Origin of the sequence: Diaphorobacter sp. ED-3, from assembly GCF_027625375.1 — a bacterium.
GTDB lineage: Bacteria > Pseudomonadota > Gammaproteobacteria > Burkholderiales > Burkholderiaceae_C > Diaphorobacter > Diaphorobacter nitroreducens.
Genome location: NZ_CP115182.1, coordinates 2,375,807 through 2,392,107 on the forward strand (window position 1 = coordinate 2,375,807; position 16,301 = coordinate 2,392,107).

At 67.8% G+C, this 16,301-nt stretch carries 23 protein-coding genes; 5 read left to right on the forward strand and 18 right to left on the reverse strand.

Annotation, left to right across the window (positions count from 1 at the left end; genetic code table 11):
• The first annotated feature begins 2 nt into the window (after positions 1-2).
• Entirely contained in the window at positions 3-572 is a 570-nt protein-coding gene (locus tag PCQ86_RS11635) for a peroxiredoxin (protein WP_020649397.1), read from the forward strand.
• 62 nt (positions 573-634) lie between these two features.
• Here the strand turns inward: PCQ86_RS11635 and PCQ86_RS11640 are convergent, their stop codons facing one another.
• Genes PCQ86_RS11640 through PCQ86_RS11670 form a run of 7 tightly spaced genes read right to left on the reverse strand, consistent with a single transcriptional unit; the run spans position 635 to position 4,649 of the window.
• Entirely contained in the window at positions 635-772 is a 138-nt protein-coding gene (locus tag PCQ86_RS11640; protein ID WP_176392680.1) for a hypothetical protein, read from the reverse strand.
• The gene (locus tag PCQ86_RS11645) at positions 769-2,013 is read right to left on the reverse strand and encodes an MFS transporter (protein ID WP_270173795.1); all 1,245 of its coding nucleotides are present in this window, start codon (positions 2,011-2,013) and stop codon (positions 769-771) included. Before PCQ86_RS11645 ends, PCQ86_RS11640 begins: the two co-directional genes overlap by 4 nt.
• Positions 2,010-2,972 (reverse strand): alpha/beta hydrolase family protein, encoded by a 963-nt coding sequence (locus PCQ86_RS11650; RefSeq protein ID WP_088928741.1) that lies wholly within the window; start codon positions 2,970-2,972, stop codon positions 2,010-2,012. The genes PCQ86_RS11645 and PCQ86_RS11650 overlap by 4 nt, the downstream gene beginning before the upstream one ends.
• Positions 2,965-3,264, reverse strand: a complete 300-nt coding sequence (locus tag PCQ86_RS11655; RefSeq protein ID WP_024889585.1) for a DUF1330 domain-containing protein — start codon at positions 3,262-3,264, stop codon at positions 2,965-2,967. The genes PCQ86_RS11650 and PCQ86_RS11655 overlap by 8 nt, the downstream gene beginning before the upstream one ends.
• On the reverse strand, positions 3,261-3,662 hold the full coding sequence (locus PCQ86_RS11660) for a cupin domain-containing protein (RefSeq protein ID WP_088928742.1): 402 nt from the start codon (positions 3,660-3,662) through the stop codon (positions 3,261-3,263). Before PCQ86_RS11660 ends, PCQ86_RS11655 begins: the two co-directional genes overlap by 4 nt.
• On the reverse strand, positions 3,659-4,051 hold the full coding sequence (locus tag PCQ86_RS11665; protein WP_270173796.1) for a nuclear transport factor 2 family protein: 393 nt from the start codon (positions 4,049-4,051) through the stop codon (positions 3,659-3,661). The genes PCQ86_RS11660 and PCQ86_RS11665 overlap by 4 nt, the downstream gene beginning before the upstream one ends.
• Positions 4,052-4,055: 4 nt before the next feature.
• Positions 4,056-4,649: a LysE family translocator gene (locus tag PCQ86_RS11670; protein WP_020649404.1), complete on the reverse strand. Its 594-nt coding sequence runs from the start codon at positions 4,647-4,649 to the stop codon at positions 4,056-4,058.
• Positions 4,650-4,880: 231 nt separating this feature from the next.
• On the opposite strand from PCQ86_RS11670, the gene PCQ86_RS11675 reads away from it, so the two are divergent.
• From PCQ86_RS11675 to PCQ86_RS11690, 4 genes are all read left to right on the forward strand, one after another.
• Complete coding sequence (locus PCQ86_RS11675) at positions 4,881-5,684, forward strand: enoyl-CoA hydratase/isomerase family protein (RefSeq protein ID WP_029578124.1); 804 nt, start codon at positions 4,881-4,883, stop codon at positions 5,682-5,684.
• Entirely contained in the window at positions 5,681-6,139 is a 459-nt protein-coding gene (locus PCQ86_RS11680) for a PaaI family thioesterase (RefSeq protein ID WP_270173797.1), read from the forward strand. The genes PCQ86_RS11675 and PCQ86_RS11680 overlap by 4 nt, the downstream gene beginning before the upstream one ends.
• Positions 6,140-6,203: 64 nt before the next feature.
• Entirely contained in the window at positions 6,204-6,797 is a 594-nt protein-coding gene (locus tag PCQ86_RS11685; protein WP_270173798.1) for a biotin transporter BioY, read from the forward strand.
• 31 nt (positions 6,798-6,828) lie between these two features.
• Entirely contained in the window at positions 6,829-7,245 is a 417-nt protein-coding gene (locus PCQ86_RS11690; RefSeq protein ID WP_270173799.1) for a YybH family protein, read from the forward strand.
• 39 nt (positions 7,246-7,284) lie between these two features.
• Here PCQ86_RS11690 and PCQ86_RS11695 read toward each other — a convergent pair whose 3' ends face one another.
• From PCQ86_RS11695 to PCQ86_RS11745, 11 genes are all read right to left on the reverse strand, one after another.
• Positions 7,285-8,061, reverse strand: a complete 777-nt coding sequence (locus PCQ86_RS11695) for a DsbA family protein (RefSeq protein ID WP_270173800.1) — start codon at positions 8,059-8,061, stop codon at positions 7,285-7,287.
• 12 nt (positions 8,062-8,073) lie between these two features.
• A complete protein-coding gene (locus PCQ86_RS11700; protein ID WP_270173801.1) occupies positions 8,074-10,953 on the reverse strand; it encodes a conjugative transfer ATPase in 2,880 nt (959 codons plus the stop codon).
• Complete coding sequence (locus PCQ86_RS11705; RefSeq protein ID WP_270173802.1) at positions 10,953-11,384, reverse strand: TIGR03751 family conjugal transfer lipoprotein; 432 nt, start codon at positions 11,382-11,384, stop codon at positions 10,953-10,955. The genes PCQ86_RS11700 and PCQ86_RS11705 overlap by 1 nt, the downstream gene beginning before the upstream one ends.
• Positions 11,365-12,783, reverse strand: coding sequence for a TIGR03752 family integrating conjugative element protein (locus PCQ86_RS11710; RefSeq protein ID WP_270173803.1), 1,419 nt, complete (start codon positions 12,781-12,783; stop codon positions 11,365-11,367). Before PCQ86_RS11710 ends, PCQ86_RS11705 begins: the two co-directional genes overlap by 20 nt.
• Positions 12,773-13,660 (reverse strand): TIGR03749 family integrating conjugative element protein, encoded by an 888-nt coding sequence (locus PCQ86_RS11715; protein WP_270173804.1) that lies wholly within the window; start codon positions 13,658-13,660, stop codon positions 12,773-12,775. Before PCQ86_RS11715 ends, PCQ86_RS11710 begins: the two co-directional genes overlap by 11 nt.
• Positions 13,657-14,346 (reverse strand): PFL_4703 family integrating conjugative element protein, encoded by a 690-nt coding sequence (locus PCQ86_RS11720; protein ID WP_034036943.1) that lies wholly within the window; start codon positions 14,344-14,346, stop codon positions 13,657-13,659. The genes PCQ86_RS11715 and PCQ86_RS11720 overlap by 4 nt, the downstream gene beginning before the upstream one ends.
• Positions 14,343-14,753 (reverse strand): TIGR03750 family conjugal transfer protein, encoded by a 411-nt coding sequence (locus tag PCQ86_RS11725; RefSeq protein WP_270173805.1) that lies wholly within the window; start codon positions 14,751-14,753, stop codon positions 14,343-14,345. The genes PCQ86_RS11720 and PCQ86_RS11725 overlap by 4 nt, the downstream gene beginning before the upstream one ends.
• Before the next feature lie 6 nt (positions 14,754-14,759).
• Entirely contained in the window at positions 14,760-15,065 is a 306-nt protein-coding gene (locus tag PCQ86_RS11730; RefSeq protein ID WP_442874559.1) for a TIGR03745 family integrating conjugative element membrane protein, read from the reverse strand.
• Between the two features lie 77 nt (positions 15,066-15,142).
• Positions 15,143-15,376 (reverse strand): TIGR03758 family integrating conjugative element protein, encoded by a 234-nt coding sequence (locus PCQ86_RS11735; RefSeq protein ID WP_009463356.1) that lies wholly within the window; start codon positions 15,374-15,376, stop codon positions 15,143-15,145.
• Positions 15,373-15,735 carry an integrative conjugative element protein, RAQPRD family gene (locus PCQ86_RS11740; RefSeq protein ID WP_270173806.1) on the reverse strand — a complete coding sequence of 121 codons (363 nt, stop codon included), beginning with the start codon at positions 15,733-15,735 and terminating at the stop codon, positions 15,373-15,375. Before PCQ86_RS11740 ends, PCQ86_RS11735 begins: the two co-directional genes overlap by 4 nt.
• 120 nt (positions 15,736-15,855) lie before the next feature.
• Positions 15,856-16,293 (reverse strand): very short patch repair endonuclease, encoded by a 438-nt coding sequence (locus PCQ86_RS11745; protein WP_020649421.1) that lies wholly within the window; start codon positions 16,291-16,293, stop codon positions 15,856-15,858.
• Positions 16,294-16,301 lie beyond the last annotated feature (8 nt).

Genomic DNA, 16,301 nt, shown 5'->3' on the forward strand with positions numbered 1-16,301 from the left:
CCATGAATAACCTGCAGCAGGTCGATTGGTCGCGTCTTCCGCAGCCGGAGGATGATGGCGGCGCCCGCCACCTCGCGGGCATGCGCCTGCCCACGCTTGAACTGGCATCGACGGATGGTGGCCGTGTCGACCCTTCGCGCCTGCGCGGACGCACGGTGCTTTATCTCTTCCCGATGACGGGCCGGCCGGATATCGCACTGCCTCCAGGCTGGGACGAGATTCCAGGAGCACGGGGCTGCACCCCGCAATCCTGTGCCTTCAGGGATCATTTCGCCGAACTGAAGTCCTTGGGCGTCGCCCAATTGTTCGGCGTGTCGACGCAGGACACCGCGTACCAATGCGAGGCGGTGGCGCGCCTCCACCTGCCTTTCCCGTTGCTGTCCGACAACCGCCTTTCATTCGCAACCGCGCTCGGTCTGCCGGTCTTCGAGGTGCAAGGCCTGGCACTGCTCAAGCGACTGACCCTGATTGCGCGCGATGGCGTGATCGAGCATGTGTTCTATCCTGTGTTCCCGCCGGACCGGAATGCCGACGATGTCGTCGCATGGTTGAGGCAACGGCCAGCCACTTGACCTTGGCCAGTCAGCGACACGATCAGCGCTCATGGTCGTGCGAAGTTCTCGTCAGGTCCCGCTCACCCGCAGAAGGACCACTGCTCCAACCACACCCACAGCAGTTCCATCGACAGCCAGGCGCGGAACACCAGCACGCCCGCAGCCAGCAGCACAGCCAGCGGTGCCCAGCGCCTGAACCATTCGCGGTCTTGCCTCATGAAGTCGCCAACCGTGGATCGGCGCGAACGATGGTCCTGTCGTCGATCGGCCAGTGCAGAACCGTCGCCAGCAGGCCCAGCGCAATCGCCAGCAGCCAGATGCTCAGGTACGACCCAGTTGCCTCGAACATGCGGCCACCAAGCCAGACACCGAAGAATGATCCCAACTGGTGGCCGAAGAAGACGAAACCGAACAATGTGGTGATGTAGCGCACGCCGAAGATCTGAGACACCAGGCCATTGGTCAGCGGAACCGTCCCGAGCCAGAGGAACCCCATCACTGCAGCGAACAGGTAAACGCCCCATGTGCTGAGCGGCAGCAGGACGAACAGGGCCATCGCCACCGTGCGCGCCAGGTACAGGCCTGCAAGCAGGTACTTCCTGCGCAGCGTGCCACCCCAAAGCCCCAGCAGGTAGGTGCCGGCCACATTGGTCAGCGCAATGATCGCCAGCGCGGCGACGGCATCGGTAGCGGCCAGGCCCCGGTCCAGCAGGTAGGCTGGGAGGTGCGTGGCGATGAAGGCGAGTTGGAAGCCACAGGCCAGGAAGCCCAGGTTCAGCAGCCAGAAGCCGCGGTGGCGGAAGGCTTCACCGATCGCCGCCTTCATCGACAGCTCCGGTCCGACCACCGCGTTCGAGATGCTTGCGTCGCGCATCGGGAACGCCAGCGGCAGCAGCAACGCCATGACCACTGACAGAATCAGCAGCGCACCCGTCCAGGCCCAACCGCCGATCAAGGCCTGCGCAACCGGGACCATGGCGAACTGCCCGAGGCCACCGATGGCGCCGGCCAGCCCCAGTGCCCAACTGCGGCGCTCAGCCTGCACGAGGCGGCTGAGCGCGCCGTAGATCGCACCGAATGCCGTGCCCGACAGCGCGATGCCGACGCACACGCCAGCGCCCAGAACAAAGGCCACGTGGCTGTGCGCCTGAACCATGAAGAAAAGCCCCAGCGCATAGAACACGAGCCCGCCCGCGATGACCTTGGCCGAACCGTAGCGGTCGGCAATCATCCCGGTGAAGGGTTGGGCGAGACCCCAGGTCAGGTTCTGCACCGCCATCGCGAAACCGAACATTTCGCGCGACCAACCGCGATCCATCGTCACCGGCAGCAGAAACAAGCCTTGCACGTGCCGCACACCGAGGGCCAAACCCATGATCAGTCCGCCGGCCAGGATCGGAATCCAGAGCGATCGGCGCTCGTTTGCCGATGCTGTCGAGGGGGCGAGGTTCGTGTTCATGTCGTGGCTCCCGCTGCTTGCGGATCGTCCGCAGGTCGATGCTTCAGTGCGCCGAGTGGGTGGGTTGGTGGCTCGCCGGTACGCAACCAGTCCAGCGCCAGGGGCCACAGCGCCTCGCGGAAGCGCTCGTGGAAGAAGGCGAAATGGCCGATTTCGGCCTGCTCGATGGCCGCGGGAGCCAAGCGCAGGTGATGGCGCTCGCTGCCGGTGTAGTAATCCAGCAGGCGGTCCAGCGCCGGTACCGTGCCGAATGGATCGTCCTCGATGCCCAGCGCCAGGATCGGTGCGCGCACCTGGCCGAAGCGCCGTGCCAGCATTTCGGCTTCGGGCTCACCTTCCAGTGTCTCCCGGCCTCGGCGCACCGTGCCCTCGAAGCGGGGACCCATGCGTGCCCAGTCCAGTGCCACGCCCTTGGGCGTGTCCTCCATCCATCCCAGGCGCTTGGCTGGCACGTAGCCAAGCACCCGCGCCAGCAGCGGCATGGCCACGTGCCAGCGCAGGAACATGGCGCGGCGTGCGGCGGGCGCATAGTCGCGCCAGTAGGCGTACTGCGCCCCCATGGTGAAGATGCGCCGCACGCGGTGTGCGGACGCGGCCAGCCCGATCACGAAGCCCCCAGCGGAGTGGCCGACCACGTCGATCGGCTGGCCGGGGAATCGCCAGGCGAGGTACTGCAGCACACCCTCGAAATCGTGCTGCCCCCAGTCGATCCAGTCGGCCTGCAGCCGACGCAGCCCACGGTGTCGCGATTCGCCGATGCCGCGGTAGTCGTAGGTCACCACGTCCCATCCGTGGCTGTGGAGCCAGTCGGCAAAGCGCCCGTAGTACCGGCAGCGCACCGAGGTGGCAGCGTTGATGACCGCGACCGGATGCGGGCGTCGTGGATCGCAGGGGCGGCGCCAGGCGAATCCACCCAGTGCATAGCCGTCGGCGGCGCGAATGTCGATGGGCTCAGTCATTCACAGCGAGACCCTGGACCAGCAGCACCACGGCCTGCGCGCCGGCCATGCGATCCTGGGCAATGCGTTGGTACTCGTCCGATTCCGCCCAGTCATGGAAGGCGGCTTCGTCGGGAAAGGACATGAGCACGAGCTTCTGGTGCGGCCAGGTGCCTTCGATGGTGCGAGGCTGCTCGTCCGCGGCCAGCAGACGTCCCCGGTGGTGGCGGAACACCTCCATGAAGCGCGCCTGGTAGCGGTCGTAGGCGGTCCGGTCGTGGATGGTGAGTTGGGCAATGGCGAAAACGGTCATGACGCAGGCTCCGAGTCGCGATGGCGATCCGGTTCGGCGGCCGAGGTCGATTCGATGCGGTCGCCCTGCGTGCTGGGGCTGGAGAACACCAGAAAATTCACGTCCTCGTCGCCACCATTGGCAGCGATGTGGCGAGTGCCGGCCGGGACATGCACGCCTTGACGGGCTGCCAGCAGCACGTCCTGGTCGGACGTGCTCAGGCGCAGGTGGCCACTGAGCACGTAGAAGAACTGGTGCGCCCTGGCGTGCCAGTGGGGTGCTTCGGCGCCGCCTGCGGGCATCCATTCCTGCCGCACCTGCATGTGTTGCAGTTCCAGCAGTCGCCAGCCCAGGCAGACCCCACCCCAGTCATAGCGGTTGCCGTCGTCGGTCCGGACGGCGCGCAGCAGTGCCGTCATGGCGTGTCCTCCTCGGCGGGGACGCCGTGCAGAGCCTCGCCATGGACCTGCCGCCCGTTCTCGAAGCGCATGATCTCGCACATGCGCGTGCGCCCGCCGGAGGCCTGCGCCACGTAATGGACGACGACGGTCTGCGCCTCGACATCGCAGATGGCCGAGATGAGTTCGAACCGCAGGTCCGGCCTGTCGGCGAGCGCGGCCAGCCAGTAGCGGCGCAGCGCGTCCTTGCCTTGTACCCGCGTGCCACCGGTATAGGGCTGGGCCAGCGCGCTCACGAACAGTGCATCGTCGGCGTAGGCGGCCAGCACCGCCGGCACGTCGCGCCGGTTCCAGTCGTCGATCCAGGCCAGCGCATGGGCCCGGAGTTGATCATGAGAGAGTGTCGTCATGGCATCACATCCAGAAGAGAAGAACGGTCAGGGCGGCCAGGGTCGCCATCGCACGATTGACCACGCGAGCGACGGCGCGGTCGCGCAGCCAGGGCCGCAGGCCGGCGCCGAAGGCGGCCCAGACCAGCATGCAGGGCAGTCCGATGGCGGCGAACACCAGGCTGACCACCAGCAGGCGCAGTGCGTAGCCTTCGCCCGGCGGCAGGAAGGTGGACACCACCGTCACCGAGATCAGCCAGGCCTTCGGATTGACGAACTGGAAGGCCAACGCCTGCATGAAGCCGATGGGCCGGCCGGCTTCGGTCTCCTCCAGTTCGGCCGCGCGCCACAGGCGCGCGGCCAGCCAGAGCAGGTAGAGGCTGCCCACGACCTTCAATGCGACCTGCAGGCGAGGTTCGAGGGCAAACACCGCACCGAGGCCGGCGCCGGTGATCCCGAGCTGCACCATCACGCCCGCGGGGATGCCCAGCAGGTGCGGCCAGGTTCGGCCCAGGCCGAAGAGCAGGCCCGAGGACATCAGCATCACGTTGTTGGGACCGGGCGTGATCGACATGACGAAGGCGTAGACGATCAGCGCCACGAGGGCGGTATGTTCCATGGGAGTTCGCTGGGACGGGGAGTACCGGGGCGTTGAGGGAAAGACGAGGCCCGTCCGCGAATTGATTCTGGGCCGGGCATGGCGTCGGCTCCAGCGAGAAATTTTCAGTCCCACCTGAGATATTCGCGCTTGGCCGCAAGCGTCATCGCGCAGCAGACTTCGCAGGTACTGCCCGGCGCTGCCGAATCGATGACGGCCCGGCACTTCGGGCGGTTCCTCGCAGGAGAACCCATGTCTTCCGATTTCATTCGATGCGCGTCGCACCCAGACGGCTATGCCGAGTTGGTCATCGACCGGCCGGCAGCCCGCAACGCCCTGTGCCGCTCATTGACCGACGCGATGGCCGCGCACCTCGACAGGCTGGCGGCCGACGCCGCCGTGCGGGTGGTCCTGCTGCGCGCCGAAGGCGAACACTTCGCGGCCGGTGCCGATCTCAAGGAGATGCTCGGCATCAGCGCGGAGCAGGCGCGCGCCACTGACTTCGCCGGTTGCTGCGCGCCGCTGGGCACGTTCCCCAAGCCCGTGGTGGCGCTGGTGCAGGGCTTCGCGCTCGGCGGCGGCTGCGAACTGGTCGAGATGTGCGACATCGTGCTGGCGGCCGAGAACGCCGTGTTCGGCCACCCGGAGGTTCGCGTCGGCACCATGCCCGGCGCAGGCGGCACCCAGCGCCTGCCGCGCCTGCTCGGCATGGCCAAGGCGCTGGACCTGCTGCTGACCGGGCGCCGCATGGACGCCCGGGAGGCCGAACGCAGCGGGCTGGTCTCGCGCATCGTGCCCCCCGACCATCTGCTCGAAGAGGGCCGCCGGCTCGCCGCCGACATGGCGTCGCTGTCGGGCGAGGTGCTGGTCCTGATCAAGCAGGCCGCGCGTGCCAGCGCCAGCCTGCCCATGGATGAAGGACTACGCCGCGAGCGGGCCGCCTTCCACCACACCCTTTCGCTGCCCGACCACGAGGAAGGCATGCGTGCATTCCTGGAGAAGCGGCCACCTCGATTCAACCCCCCTCTCCACTGCAAAGGAACCTTAGAACGATGACCCAAGCCGCCCCATCCTTGCCGCTCGATCCCCAGGTCGAGCGAATCGTCCGCGACAGCTTCGCCCGCCAGGGCCTGATGCGCCACCTGGGCGCCGAACTGCACGAGGTTGCGCGCGGACGGGTCAGCATCCGGTTGCCGTTCCGCGAAACCCTCACCCAGCAGCATGGCTACTTCCATGCCGGGGGCACCAGCGCCATCGCCGACTCGGCCGGCGGCTACGCGGGCTTCACGTTGTTTCCACCGGACAGCTCCGTGCTGACCGTCGAGTTCAAGATCAACCTGCTCGCCCCCGCGCAGGGCGACTACCTCGAAGCGGTCGGCACGGTGGTGCGCTCCGGACGCACCCTGACCATCTGCCAACTCGAAGTTTTCGGCGTCACCGAACAGGGACGGGCCCAGGTGGCGCTCGGCCAGCAGACGCTGATCTGCCTGCAGGGCAAGCAGGATCGATGACGTTTCCGGTGTCCGCGCAAGGATGCGCCCGGCGGCCAGTACCGCCATTCATGAAGGAGAACCCATGACCTCAACCTCGACCCAAACCCTCGGGACCCTCGACACAACCCGCTGGCTGCGCGAACAGTCCACCGCTACCAAGGTGCTGGCGGTACTGTTCGGCACCCTGGTGCTCACCGCGTCGTCCCACGTCAGCGTGCCCATGGTGCCGGTGCCGATGACCATGCAGACGCTGGCCGTCACGCTGGTCGGCGCACTGTACGGCTGGCGCCTGGGTGGCCTGACGATCCTCGTCTGGCTGGCCCAGGGCGCGCTCGGGTTGCCGGTGTTTGCCGGTGGCACGGGAGGCCTGGCGCGCTTCCTGGGACCGACGGGTGGCTACCTGCTGGCTTTTCCCGTGGCCGGCGCGCTGACCGGCTGGCTGGCCGAACGCGGCTGGCATGGCGGGCGCGTCGTGTTGGCCTTCGCGGCGATGCTGATCGGCAACGCCCTGTGCCTGCTGCTCGGCGGCGCCTGGCTGGCCGCGATGGTTGGCGTGCAGAAAGCGATCGCCGTGGGCGTGGCCCCCTTCGTCCTCGGCGGCGTGCTCAAGTCGGTGCTTGGTGCAGCGCTGCTCAAGGCCATCGACAGCGGTACCCGCAAGGCGGCGCACCGATGACGCGCGTTCCGGGTCGGCCCGGTACATCACGATGAACGCCCTCGATGCGGAGCAGGCGCGGCGCTTTGCGCTGGCGTGGCTGCCCGCCTGGACCGGCAACGATCCCCAGCGGCTGGCTGCCTTCTATTCCGAGGATGCCTTCTATCTCGACCCTGCCGTACCCCAAGGGCTGCGGGGAAAGCCCGCGTTGCTGGGCTATTTCGAGCGCCTTTTGGCGCGCAATCCGGCGTGGGTCTGGACGCAGGTCGAGGGCATCCCCATGGAGGATGGCTTCCTCAACAAATGGCGCGCGGACATCCCGGTCGGCGGCGAGGTGTTGACCGTGGTCGGCGTGTGCCTGGTGCAACTGGACGGTCAGGAAAAGATTCGCCGCAACGAGGTCTATTTCGACCGCTCCGAGCTACTGGCAAGAATTGCCGCAGCTATCGAGCCGCAGAACAGCGAATGAACCGGCAGGGCGGGAAGTGTTGCCGCCTTGACGATCATGCTATCTCGCTCGACGCTCGGTCAGAGTGGCACCGCTTTTCGGTGATTCGGATGCCTTGGGTCCAACAGTTTCTTCCGACGCGACCAAGTCCAGAGCCGACAGCAGCGCATCGCCCTCGATCGGACCGTGCAGCAGCAGCGATTTCCCGGTCAGGCCGTCGTCAAGCCGCACGGTGGGCGTGGCGTTGATGCCGCTGCGCACGGCCTCGTCGGCCTGCGCGCGAACGATGGCTGCGGGGCGATCGCTGTCCAGGCAGGCCTGCCTGGCGGTCGTCAGGCCTGGCCAGGTCAGGTCAGCCGGCAGCCCCTGGCCATCGCCGCCGGTATTTTGGTAGAGCCATGCGATGGCACCAAAGAAGGCCTCGTGGCCTTGTGCTTCGCCTGCGCACTCGGCCACGCGAGCCAGCCTACTCGCCTCGGGATCGTGCATCGCCAGTGGCAGGTGATGCCATCGCAGGCTGGTCTCGGGATGGGCATCGATCCAGGCCATCAGGGTCGGGTAGTAGGCCTTGCAGAACGGACACTCCAGGTCGGCGTACAGCGTCAGCGTGAAGCGCGCATCGGCTGGGCCGTGACGCCAGGGTGGGCCGGCCGGATGCGCCTGCGCGACCTCAGGCCCCGTGCGTGGTGCCGGCGCACCGGGCGTGCGGTACAGGAGCCAGCCCAGCAGGCCGGCCACAAGGATGCCGGCAACCACCCAGGGCAGCCGTGGCAGGCGCCCGGCGCGCTTGCGAATGGCCTGGGACCGGCTCGGCAAGGTGGTTCGCTTCGAGGACATGACGCGCTCCGGTCATTTCGGCAGGAACAGCGGCGGCGATGCGATGCCACGCGCCTGGTCGATCTTTTCGGCCACCTTGAAGGCGGCATCCAGTTCGCCGATGCCGTACTGGCGCATGAGCTGGTAGCGTTCGGCCTTCTCTTCCGGTTCGGTCTGCGCAAGGGCCAGATAGAGGCTGGGCGGCACGGCGCGGAACAGCACTTCCATCGACTTAGACAGGATGACGCCCTCGCTGAACTTGCCAGCCTCCTTGCGCGCGGACAGCATCAGCGCCTTCTGTGCGGGTGAAAGTTCGCGGAACCGGGCGATCTTCTCCACCTCGTCGGGCGGCATCGACAGGCAGATCCACCACTCGATCATGTTGAGCATGGGCTCGGCGGCCTTGGGCAGGTCGTCGATGTTCTGCGTCGCCAGCCAGTACCACGCACCGAGCTTGCGCCACATCTTGGTGATCTTGACCACGTAGGGCGCGAGCAGCGGGTTCTTGGTGATGATGTGGCCTTCGTCGGTGACGTTGATGATCGGCCGGCCCAGGAACTGGTCGCGCTCGGCGATGTTGTTCACCGTGTTGATCAGCGAGATGTAGGCAATGGAGAGCTGCGCGTTGTAGCCCTCGCGCGCGAAGGTGGCCAGATCCACGATGGTGATGTCCGCCTCGGGCCAGGGCGTGCCAGGACGGTCGAACATCTCGCCGTCTGCGCCCTGGCAGAGCATGTCCATCGCATCGGCCATCTCCAGCAGCCGCGCGCGCCGGGCATCCGGCAGGTTGGCGTCGCGGGCGCGTTCGCGCAGCGCGTCGCGCACGTCGCGGGTCAGCACCGTGCGCGCCTGTGCCACGCAGCGCTGAGCGGCGTCCAGGATGCACTGGCGAATCAGGCTGCGGTCGGCGCGCGTCATGCGCGCTTCCTCCTTGTCCTCGCCGCCGGTGATCATCAGCCGGGCGGTGATTTCGAGTTCGCCGAGCACGTCGCGCTGGTCATCCCCGTCGTCGGCCGGATGGGTGTCGCCGTCCTCGTCCAGAGCGTCGGCATCCAGCGTCTGCACCTGGCCCGGTGTATCGACCAGACGCCAGGCATCGGCGAATGGCGCCAGGCTCACGCCCGCGCCGGGTGCCAGCTTTACGCGATGCACGCTCAGGCCCAGCCGAGCGGCGAAGTCACCGAACAGGCCAAAGCTGTTGCCGGCCTCGACGATGAACAACCTGGGCCGGTAGATCGCCGTGACCTGGTTGAGGATGTTGTTCAGCGTGGCGCTCTTGCCGGAGCCGGTCGGGCCGAAGAGGAACAGGTGGGCATTCATCTGCCGGTCGAGCCGGTTCAGTGGATCGAAGGTGATCGTGCCGCCGCCCCGGTTGAAGAAGGTGATGCCCGGGTGGCCGGTGCCCTGGCTGCGCCCCCACACCGGCGCCAGGTTGGCCGCGTGCTGCGCGAACATCAGTTGCGTGTACCACTGCCGCTTGTCCGCCGCCGGGTCGAACAGGCAGGGCAGCCAGCGCAGGTAGGTGTTGAGCGGCGCCACCTCGTCCTCTTCGCGCACCGGCTGCAAGCCCGCATTGAGCATGACATTGACCAGTTGCAGGCCGCGGGCGTCGAGCTGCGCCATGTCGCGGCCGCGCAGGTAGAACGCCAGCGTGCCCCGGTACAGCTTGTGCGCGCTGCCGATGAGGCCGCGGGCCTGCTGCACGTCCTGGCGCGCCTGCTCGCTGGCGAGCGTCTCGCCGACCGCCTTGCGGGCCAGGTGGTTGAGGTGCGCCTCCAGCACATCCTGCGGCGTGGCGACCAGGGTCAGGCACATCACCGTGTCCTCGGGCATCTGGTCGAACAGCGCGTTCATCGCATCGCCGCCCTTGCGCGTCTCGCCGGTCACGTGTCCGGTCGCGGGCGGCGAGCGCAGGCGGTCCATGACGATGACCCGGTGCGGCATGCCGTCGAAGAACCACAGGCCGCTAGCGACATCCGAGCGCGGCTGGCTGAAGAACAGGCGTTGCGCGAAGTCGCCGCTGGCCAGCTCGATCTCGCCCTCTTCCCGTTCCTCCGGGTAGCGGGCGAGCGCGTAGAAGCGTTCCCGGTCTTCGGCCGTGCTGCCCAGCGCGCCGGGATTCGGGTTGAACCAGCGCAACAGCCAGTCGTGAATGTCCCCCGCGCCAAGGCGCCGGGCCTTGACGCCGGCATTCGCCAGGCCACCGACCAGGCGGTCGCAAATCGTCGCCAGGGCCTGCTCGGGCGATTGCCCCCGCCGGGCCGATGCTGCGTCCGGGGCGCGCTGATAAACCACCATGCGCACGCGCCGGGTCTGGCCGCGCCACGGCAGGCGTGTGACCGTGGTGTCCTCGAACAGGCCGCCCGGCTTCGCGATCGCGCGCAGGTGGTGCCCGAAGAAGCGCAGATAGAACTCGCTGAACGCGCTGCCCTGCGCGCGTGGATGCAGGTACGCCCTCAGCGTCCGCAGGTAGTGCTCCCAATCGGCTTCGTCCTGCGCGTAGAGCTGCACCACCCACGGGTTCTCGTCCAGTTCGTCGAAGGAGTCCTGCAGCGCATTCTCCAGGGCATCGCGGGCCTGCCACAGCCAGGCGGTCTCGCGCCCTTCGGTACCGATCGGCTGCAACTCGAAGAACGCCGCCACCGATTGGCCATCTTCGAGCAGCATGCTCTTCGTGGCCGGCAGGTACTCGACCCAGGGCAGCAGGTCGGCGAAGGACGGCGCCACGTCGTAGAGTGCCGCGTGGTCGGCCTGCGTCGCGGGTCGCCGATGCTGCTGCCCAGGGGCGGCGCCAGGTGCCTCGATGCCGTGCGCGGCAAGGCGGGCGACATGCTGCGTCCAGGCGTCCGGCTCGATGTGGGCCTGGACTGGCATGGGGGCCGGACGACGCGGCCACGGCAGTCGCCAGCCCATCAGTAGTCCTCCAGCCGTTCGCCCGGCATCGCGTACTGTACGCGCTGGTAGAGCGGGAAGACGGTGCTGTAGCCGGGCACCGGTACCGGGTCGGTGCCGGCCAGGTGCGGAAAGACATACATCACCAGATCGGGGTTTGGCAGTCGATGGAACTGTCGCTGGATCTCGTTCGCTGCCGTGCGGGTGTAGGCCGCGTTCCGGGCGGGCGCCGCGAGGGTGTCAGCGTCGGCCAGCGGGCGGCGCAGGTCCTGGCGTGCGTCGAGCAGCAGGCGGCCGGCCTGGCCGCCGCTATGGCCGCCAGTCTCGTGCCGCCAGATGTCCAGCATGGTGTGCTCGCCCCGGGGCAGCAGCTTTTCCGAGCTGGTGGCACAACCTGCGAGAACGGCGGCGGCGAGCAGGACAAGGGGGCGGTCAATCCAGGTCCGACGCATGTGCTTCTCCCATGAGGTGATTCACCCGGCGCCCCTTGGCGTCGTGGTCGATGGCGATCGGCTGCTCCAGGTGCACGGCCACCCTGGCGCCGGGCTGCACGTAGACCGCAGCGAAGGCCTGGCCGTAGAGCTTGTTGACCCAGTCGGCCATGTCGCGCACGCCACCGGCCAGGATGCGGCCCATGGCCTCGTTGCCCGAAATGCCGACCGTGCCCAGCGAACCGCTGTTGTTGGCGACCACGGCCACGCTGCCGTTGTCGGACTTGATGAGCGAGGCGGCGCCCGCGCCGGCCGCGGTGATCAACGCCTGCGATCCCAGGTACTGCTGGGCATTGCTGCGCCGCTCGCCCGAGACGCACGGGATGCCGTAGGGATCGCTGATCCAGCCCAGGCCATCCAGCAGGCTGGTGCTGTTCTGGCTTCGACTGCGCTTGCCGTCGTCCTCCGGCACCGTGCGGATGGTGCCGTCGCTGAACACGAAGGTGATGGAACGGACCTGCCCACGCACGCACGAGAGCGTCCAGTCGCCCGAGGCCGTGCCGCTGACCACCGCACCGGCCACGTCGGGAATCTCGATGCCGTTGGCCGCCAGGTTGTCGGCCCCGATCAGCACCTTGAAGGGAAACGGGTCGTTGACGGTGCCGTCGATGGGAATGCGACCGATCAGCGCGGTCATGGCGACCGAGCCCATCAGCGTGGCATTGGCGGGCACCGTATAGACCGCCTGGGCGGTGCCGCCAACGGCTTGCGCAGTCCTGTCGCTGACGGCCTCCGCCGCAGCCGACAGCTCCGGCGAGGCCGGGCCGAAGCTGGAGGGAAAGGCGGGCAAGCGCAGGCTGCTCGAACCGCCCTTCGGATCGGGCTGGGCGTCAGCCGGTTCGATCCAGCGCATGCCGCCATCCGTGAGCGGTCCGCCGTCATGCCCGTCCAGTCCAAGGCCGATCGGCAGGTCGGCGGCACCGCCCTTGCCGGACAACCCGTCCAGGCGGCGCTGCAATTCCTGCATCAGCCCTTGCGTCTGCTGCCGGTCGCTGGCGGCCTGGGTGCGCTCCTGTTCCAGGCGGCGGCGTTCGCTGTCGAGGGCGTTCTGGATGCGCTGGTCGATCGCGCCCTCGCGGGTACGCAGGCGCTCGTTCTCGGCCTTGTGCTGGCGGTTGTCGCTCAGCGCGGTCTGCAACTCTGTGCGGAGCTGCTTGACCTGCGCGACCAGGGTGGCGACGGTATCGCGCGGGGTGTCGCCCGCGATGCCGAGCGCCTTCATTTCCTCGGGAGTGAGCTGCCCGGGGACATCCGGCTGGCCAGGTGCGGCGCCGCTGCCTGAGAACAACCTGGCACCGACGAACACCAGCAACAATGCCATCGGAATCAGCAGCCACTTCAACAGGGGATTACTCCTCATCGGACGTCCTCCCCGCAGCGGCGGCCGGCGGCAGGTTCGTGCCGGCATCGATGGGGCTGAGCACCGGCATCAGCGACTCGGCCAGGCCACGGCCGCGCGTGACCAGGTAGACCACCGTGGTGTCGGTCGAAGCGCCCGCTGGCCCCAGGTCGGGATGCTGGAAGGTCGCGGCCACGAAGTCGCCTTGCAGCGCCCTTGGATCGAGATCGATCCGGTGAGGCGAGGTGTTGGTCAGGCGCACGGCGGTGACCCACTGGTCTTCGAGTCGCCAGGCCGCCAGCGCCCGCGCCTTGAGCGGCAGCGTCGGCAGCAGTGTGTCCAGCGCGAGCGGGCGCCGCAGCGGCACGCGTCCGATGCCGGCCACGGGCTCGACGGTGCGCAGCGGTGCGTAAAGGTTCTGCGCCGCGTAGCGCGTCAGGACAACGGTTATCGGCGTTTGCCGACGCTTCGCGGTATGCGCTGCCTGGGCTGAACCGGCGGCTGTGTCTTCGCTGGCTTCCTCGGCGGCGTCCTGCAGGACGATGCGTACAGGCTCCAGCGGCTGCTCGCCTTCCCGGGCGTCCGTGGCTGCGATGTCGACCAGCACGATGGCGCCGGATTCCACGTCCTGCAGTTGCAGCCGCGTCGGCGCGATGGCCTCGCTGGCGCGCAGGTAGATGGCTCCACCCGCGCTCTGCACGCGCAGCCGCTCGCCCAGGCTCGGGGGCAGGCCGACACGCACGTTGCGGTCGATGAAGACCACGCGCTCCTGGCCGACGACCAGCGGGACGGCCAGCGGGAGCCGCTGCCAGCGCAGGATCTCGATGGCATGGCTGTCCGGCACCAGGCCGAATCCAAGGGCCAGGCTCGCCACGATGGTGAAGACGTTGTGTTTCAAGGGTTGCCTCCCTGCGACAGGCCGCCGCCGGGCCTGCCGGACGGAGGCACTGCCGGCGACGGTGCCTCGATGCGCTGCGGCGCTCCGTCATAGCAGTCCAGCGCAAGGCCGAAGGGGTTGTGCTGGGGATCGACGTCCAGCCGCACCACTTTCAGCGGATAGCGCACCAGGGCCCGCTTGACCTGCTCGGCGCCGTAGTACTCGTCCGCGCTGACATCGAGCGTGACGATCCAGTCGCGGCTGGAAACCGTCTTTACCCGCATCGTGGGGTTGTCGCCAAAGCCGCGCCCCGGAATCTCGTAGATGCCGCGCACCCGCTGGCGCAGTTCGCCACTGCTGCGCCGGTACTCGTAGTCCTGTCGCAGGAAGGCCTGGCAGGCCGGTGTGAAATAGGCCGACAGCGCGTGGAGGTTGCGCGGGTAGTCCTGTTCGCCATCCGTCGGCCAGCGTTGTACCTGCTGCCAGACGTAGAAGGCGAACGCATAGACATTCTCGGGCGGCACATCCCACCAGGCGCGGGTGCTGCCCGAGCGCAGATCGGGGGGCACGTGGATCGTCAGTTGCCTCGGCGCACTCCACCAGCCGAAACCGAGCAGCAGCGCCACCACGAACAACGCACCGGCGCCCAGGCGCAGCGTGCGCACATGGGCCTGCAGGTGATGGACTTCGTTCCTGAAACGGCTCATGAGGCGGCTGCTCCGCGTGAGCGCCGGGTGGTCCAGTACCCCGACCGCGTGATGAGACGGTGCCCACCGAGCCAGGACGCTGCCAGCGGATGGCGCAGCGCCAGGCGCCACTGCAGTTGCCGGTACATCCAGGTGTCCGGGCGGCCGCGCTTCTGCCGGCGCAGGAAGCCGCCACCACCGAACACGCCAGCCGCCACGCCAGCCACGATCAGGGTCGGCACCATGGCGACGCTGTGCGTGGCCCAGGCCAGCGGCACGCCGGCGATGACCCCCGCCACCGCGGAGAGGCCGGCGCAGATCCAGAGCTCGTCGGCGGTCAGGCCCCTCACCACCACGGGCTGGCGGTTCAGCCTGTGCGGCAGGAAGGTCACCAACCCGTCACGCGCGATATCGTTCAAGGCAGCCATTGCCACTCAGAGCACGCCGGTGGCCTTGGTCAGCAGCCAGATGCCGACCACCAGCAGGATCGCACCCACGGCGACCGTCAGGCCGAACTGGCCCCAGGTGGCGCGGCCGGTATGGATTTCCGAGTAGCGCGTATAGGCGTGGTAGCACACGCCGACGAACATCGAGGCGACCACGAGGAGCGCGACCAGCAGCACGATGTCGTAGCCGTAGTTCTGCAGCGTCTGCATGATGCCGCTGCCCTGGCCGCGCGACGGGTCCTCGATGGTCGGCAGGCCCTGCGCCCGGGCCGCCAGCGGCAGGCCCGGCAGCATCAGTGGCGCGAGGATGGTGGTGGCAACGCGATGGGGAATCGGATGGGTCTTCATGGTGGTCAGGCCTTTCGTGGTGGTCAGGACAGGAGGAAATAGGTCAGCACCAGGTACATCGCGACGAAGCGCACGACGACACCCAGGAACTGGCGCTGGGACAGGCGCTGCTCGGCCCAGCCGGTGTAGGCGGTACGCATGGCCCACACGCCCCACAGGAGCAGGACGGCGAACACCAGACCGAGCACCACCGTGGCCACGGCGGCGGGGGCGAAGCCGCCATTGGCCTGGAAGGCGCTGACCTGGGCGGCGTTCATTGGGGTGCCTCCTGGTCGGAGGGCGGGCTGGACTGGCGGTAGTCGCCGGACAGCTCGACCGGATCACGCGGCTGGGCGCGCGGCGGCGTCAGGTAGTCCTGGATGCCCGCCCGAACGCGCTGGAGGTCCTCGCGCAGGCGGGCATGGTCGAAGTGGTAGCGGGCGCGTTCCTGCGGAGCGATATGGGCGGCGTGCTCGGTCAGGCGATCGATCAGGTCGAGCTGGCGAACCAAGGCCGCAAGTTGCTCGCGTTCGATGGCTGCAGTGGATGCAATGGCCGGCTGCAATGAAGAGGTTGCGAGCAGAAGCAGCACTATCCAGCAATGCTGTCGACAAGCGCGGGGGCTGGTTGGGGGCATCGTGCCTTCCTCGGTGAGGGAATGGCAGGATGCTGGGACACAGGGGTGCCCCGGGCAGCCAGGAATGGGATTTAGGTCGTCACCGGATTCCTACCGGGCAATGTCGATGCTGCTTGGAAGTCATGTCGCGGACTCTGCGGAATCACGAATTAAGACTGCGATCCGTTCGCTCGTGGCAATAGTTTTTGCTGTTGACGACAACTCGCATTCCCAGACGACGAAGACTCGCCAGCCCAAGGCACGAAGCTCATCCACGGCCCGGATGTCACGGGCAACATTGTGTTGGAACTTCTCCAGCCAGAATGGGGTATTGCTCTTGGGAACGGTGGCTATCTTGCATCCCGGATGACGGTGCCAGAAGCAGCCATGGACAAAGACCACGACCTTGTAGCGAGGAAGAACAATATCTGGCTTTCCTGGTAGCTTTTTTTCGTGCAGCCTGTAGCGGAAGCCCATCCGATGCAGGGCCTTGCGCAGTGCAAGCTCCGGCTGGGTGTCCCTTCCCCGGATCCGCGACATGCGCTCGGAGCGATCGGATGGGGAAAGGAAGTCGACCATGCTGGTTC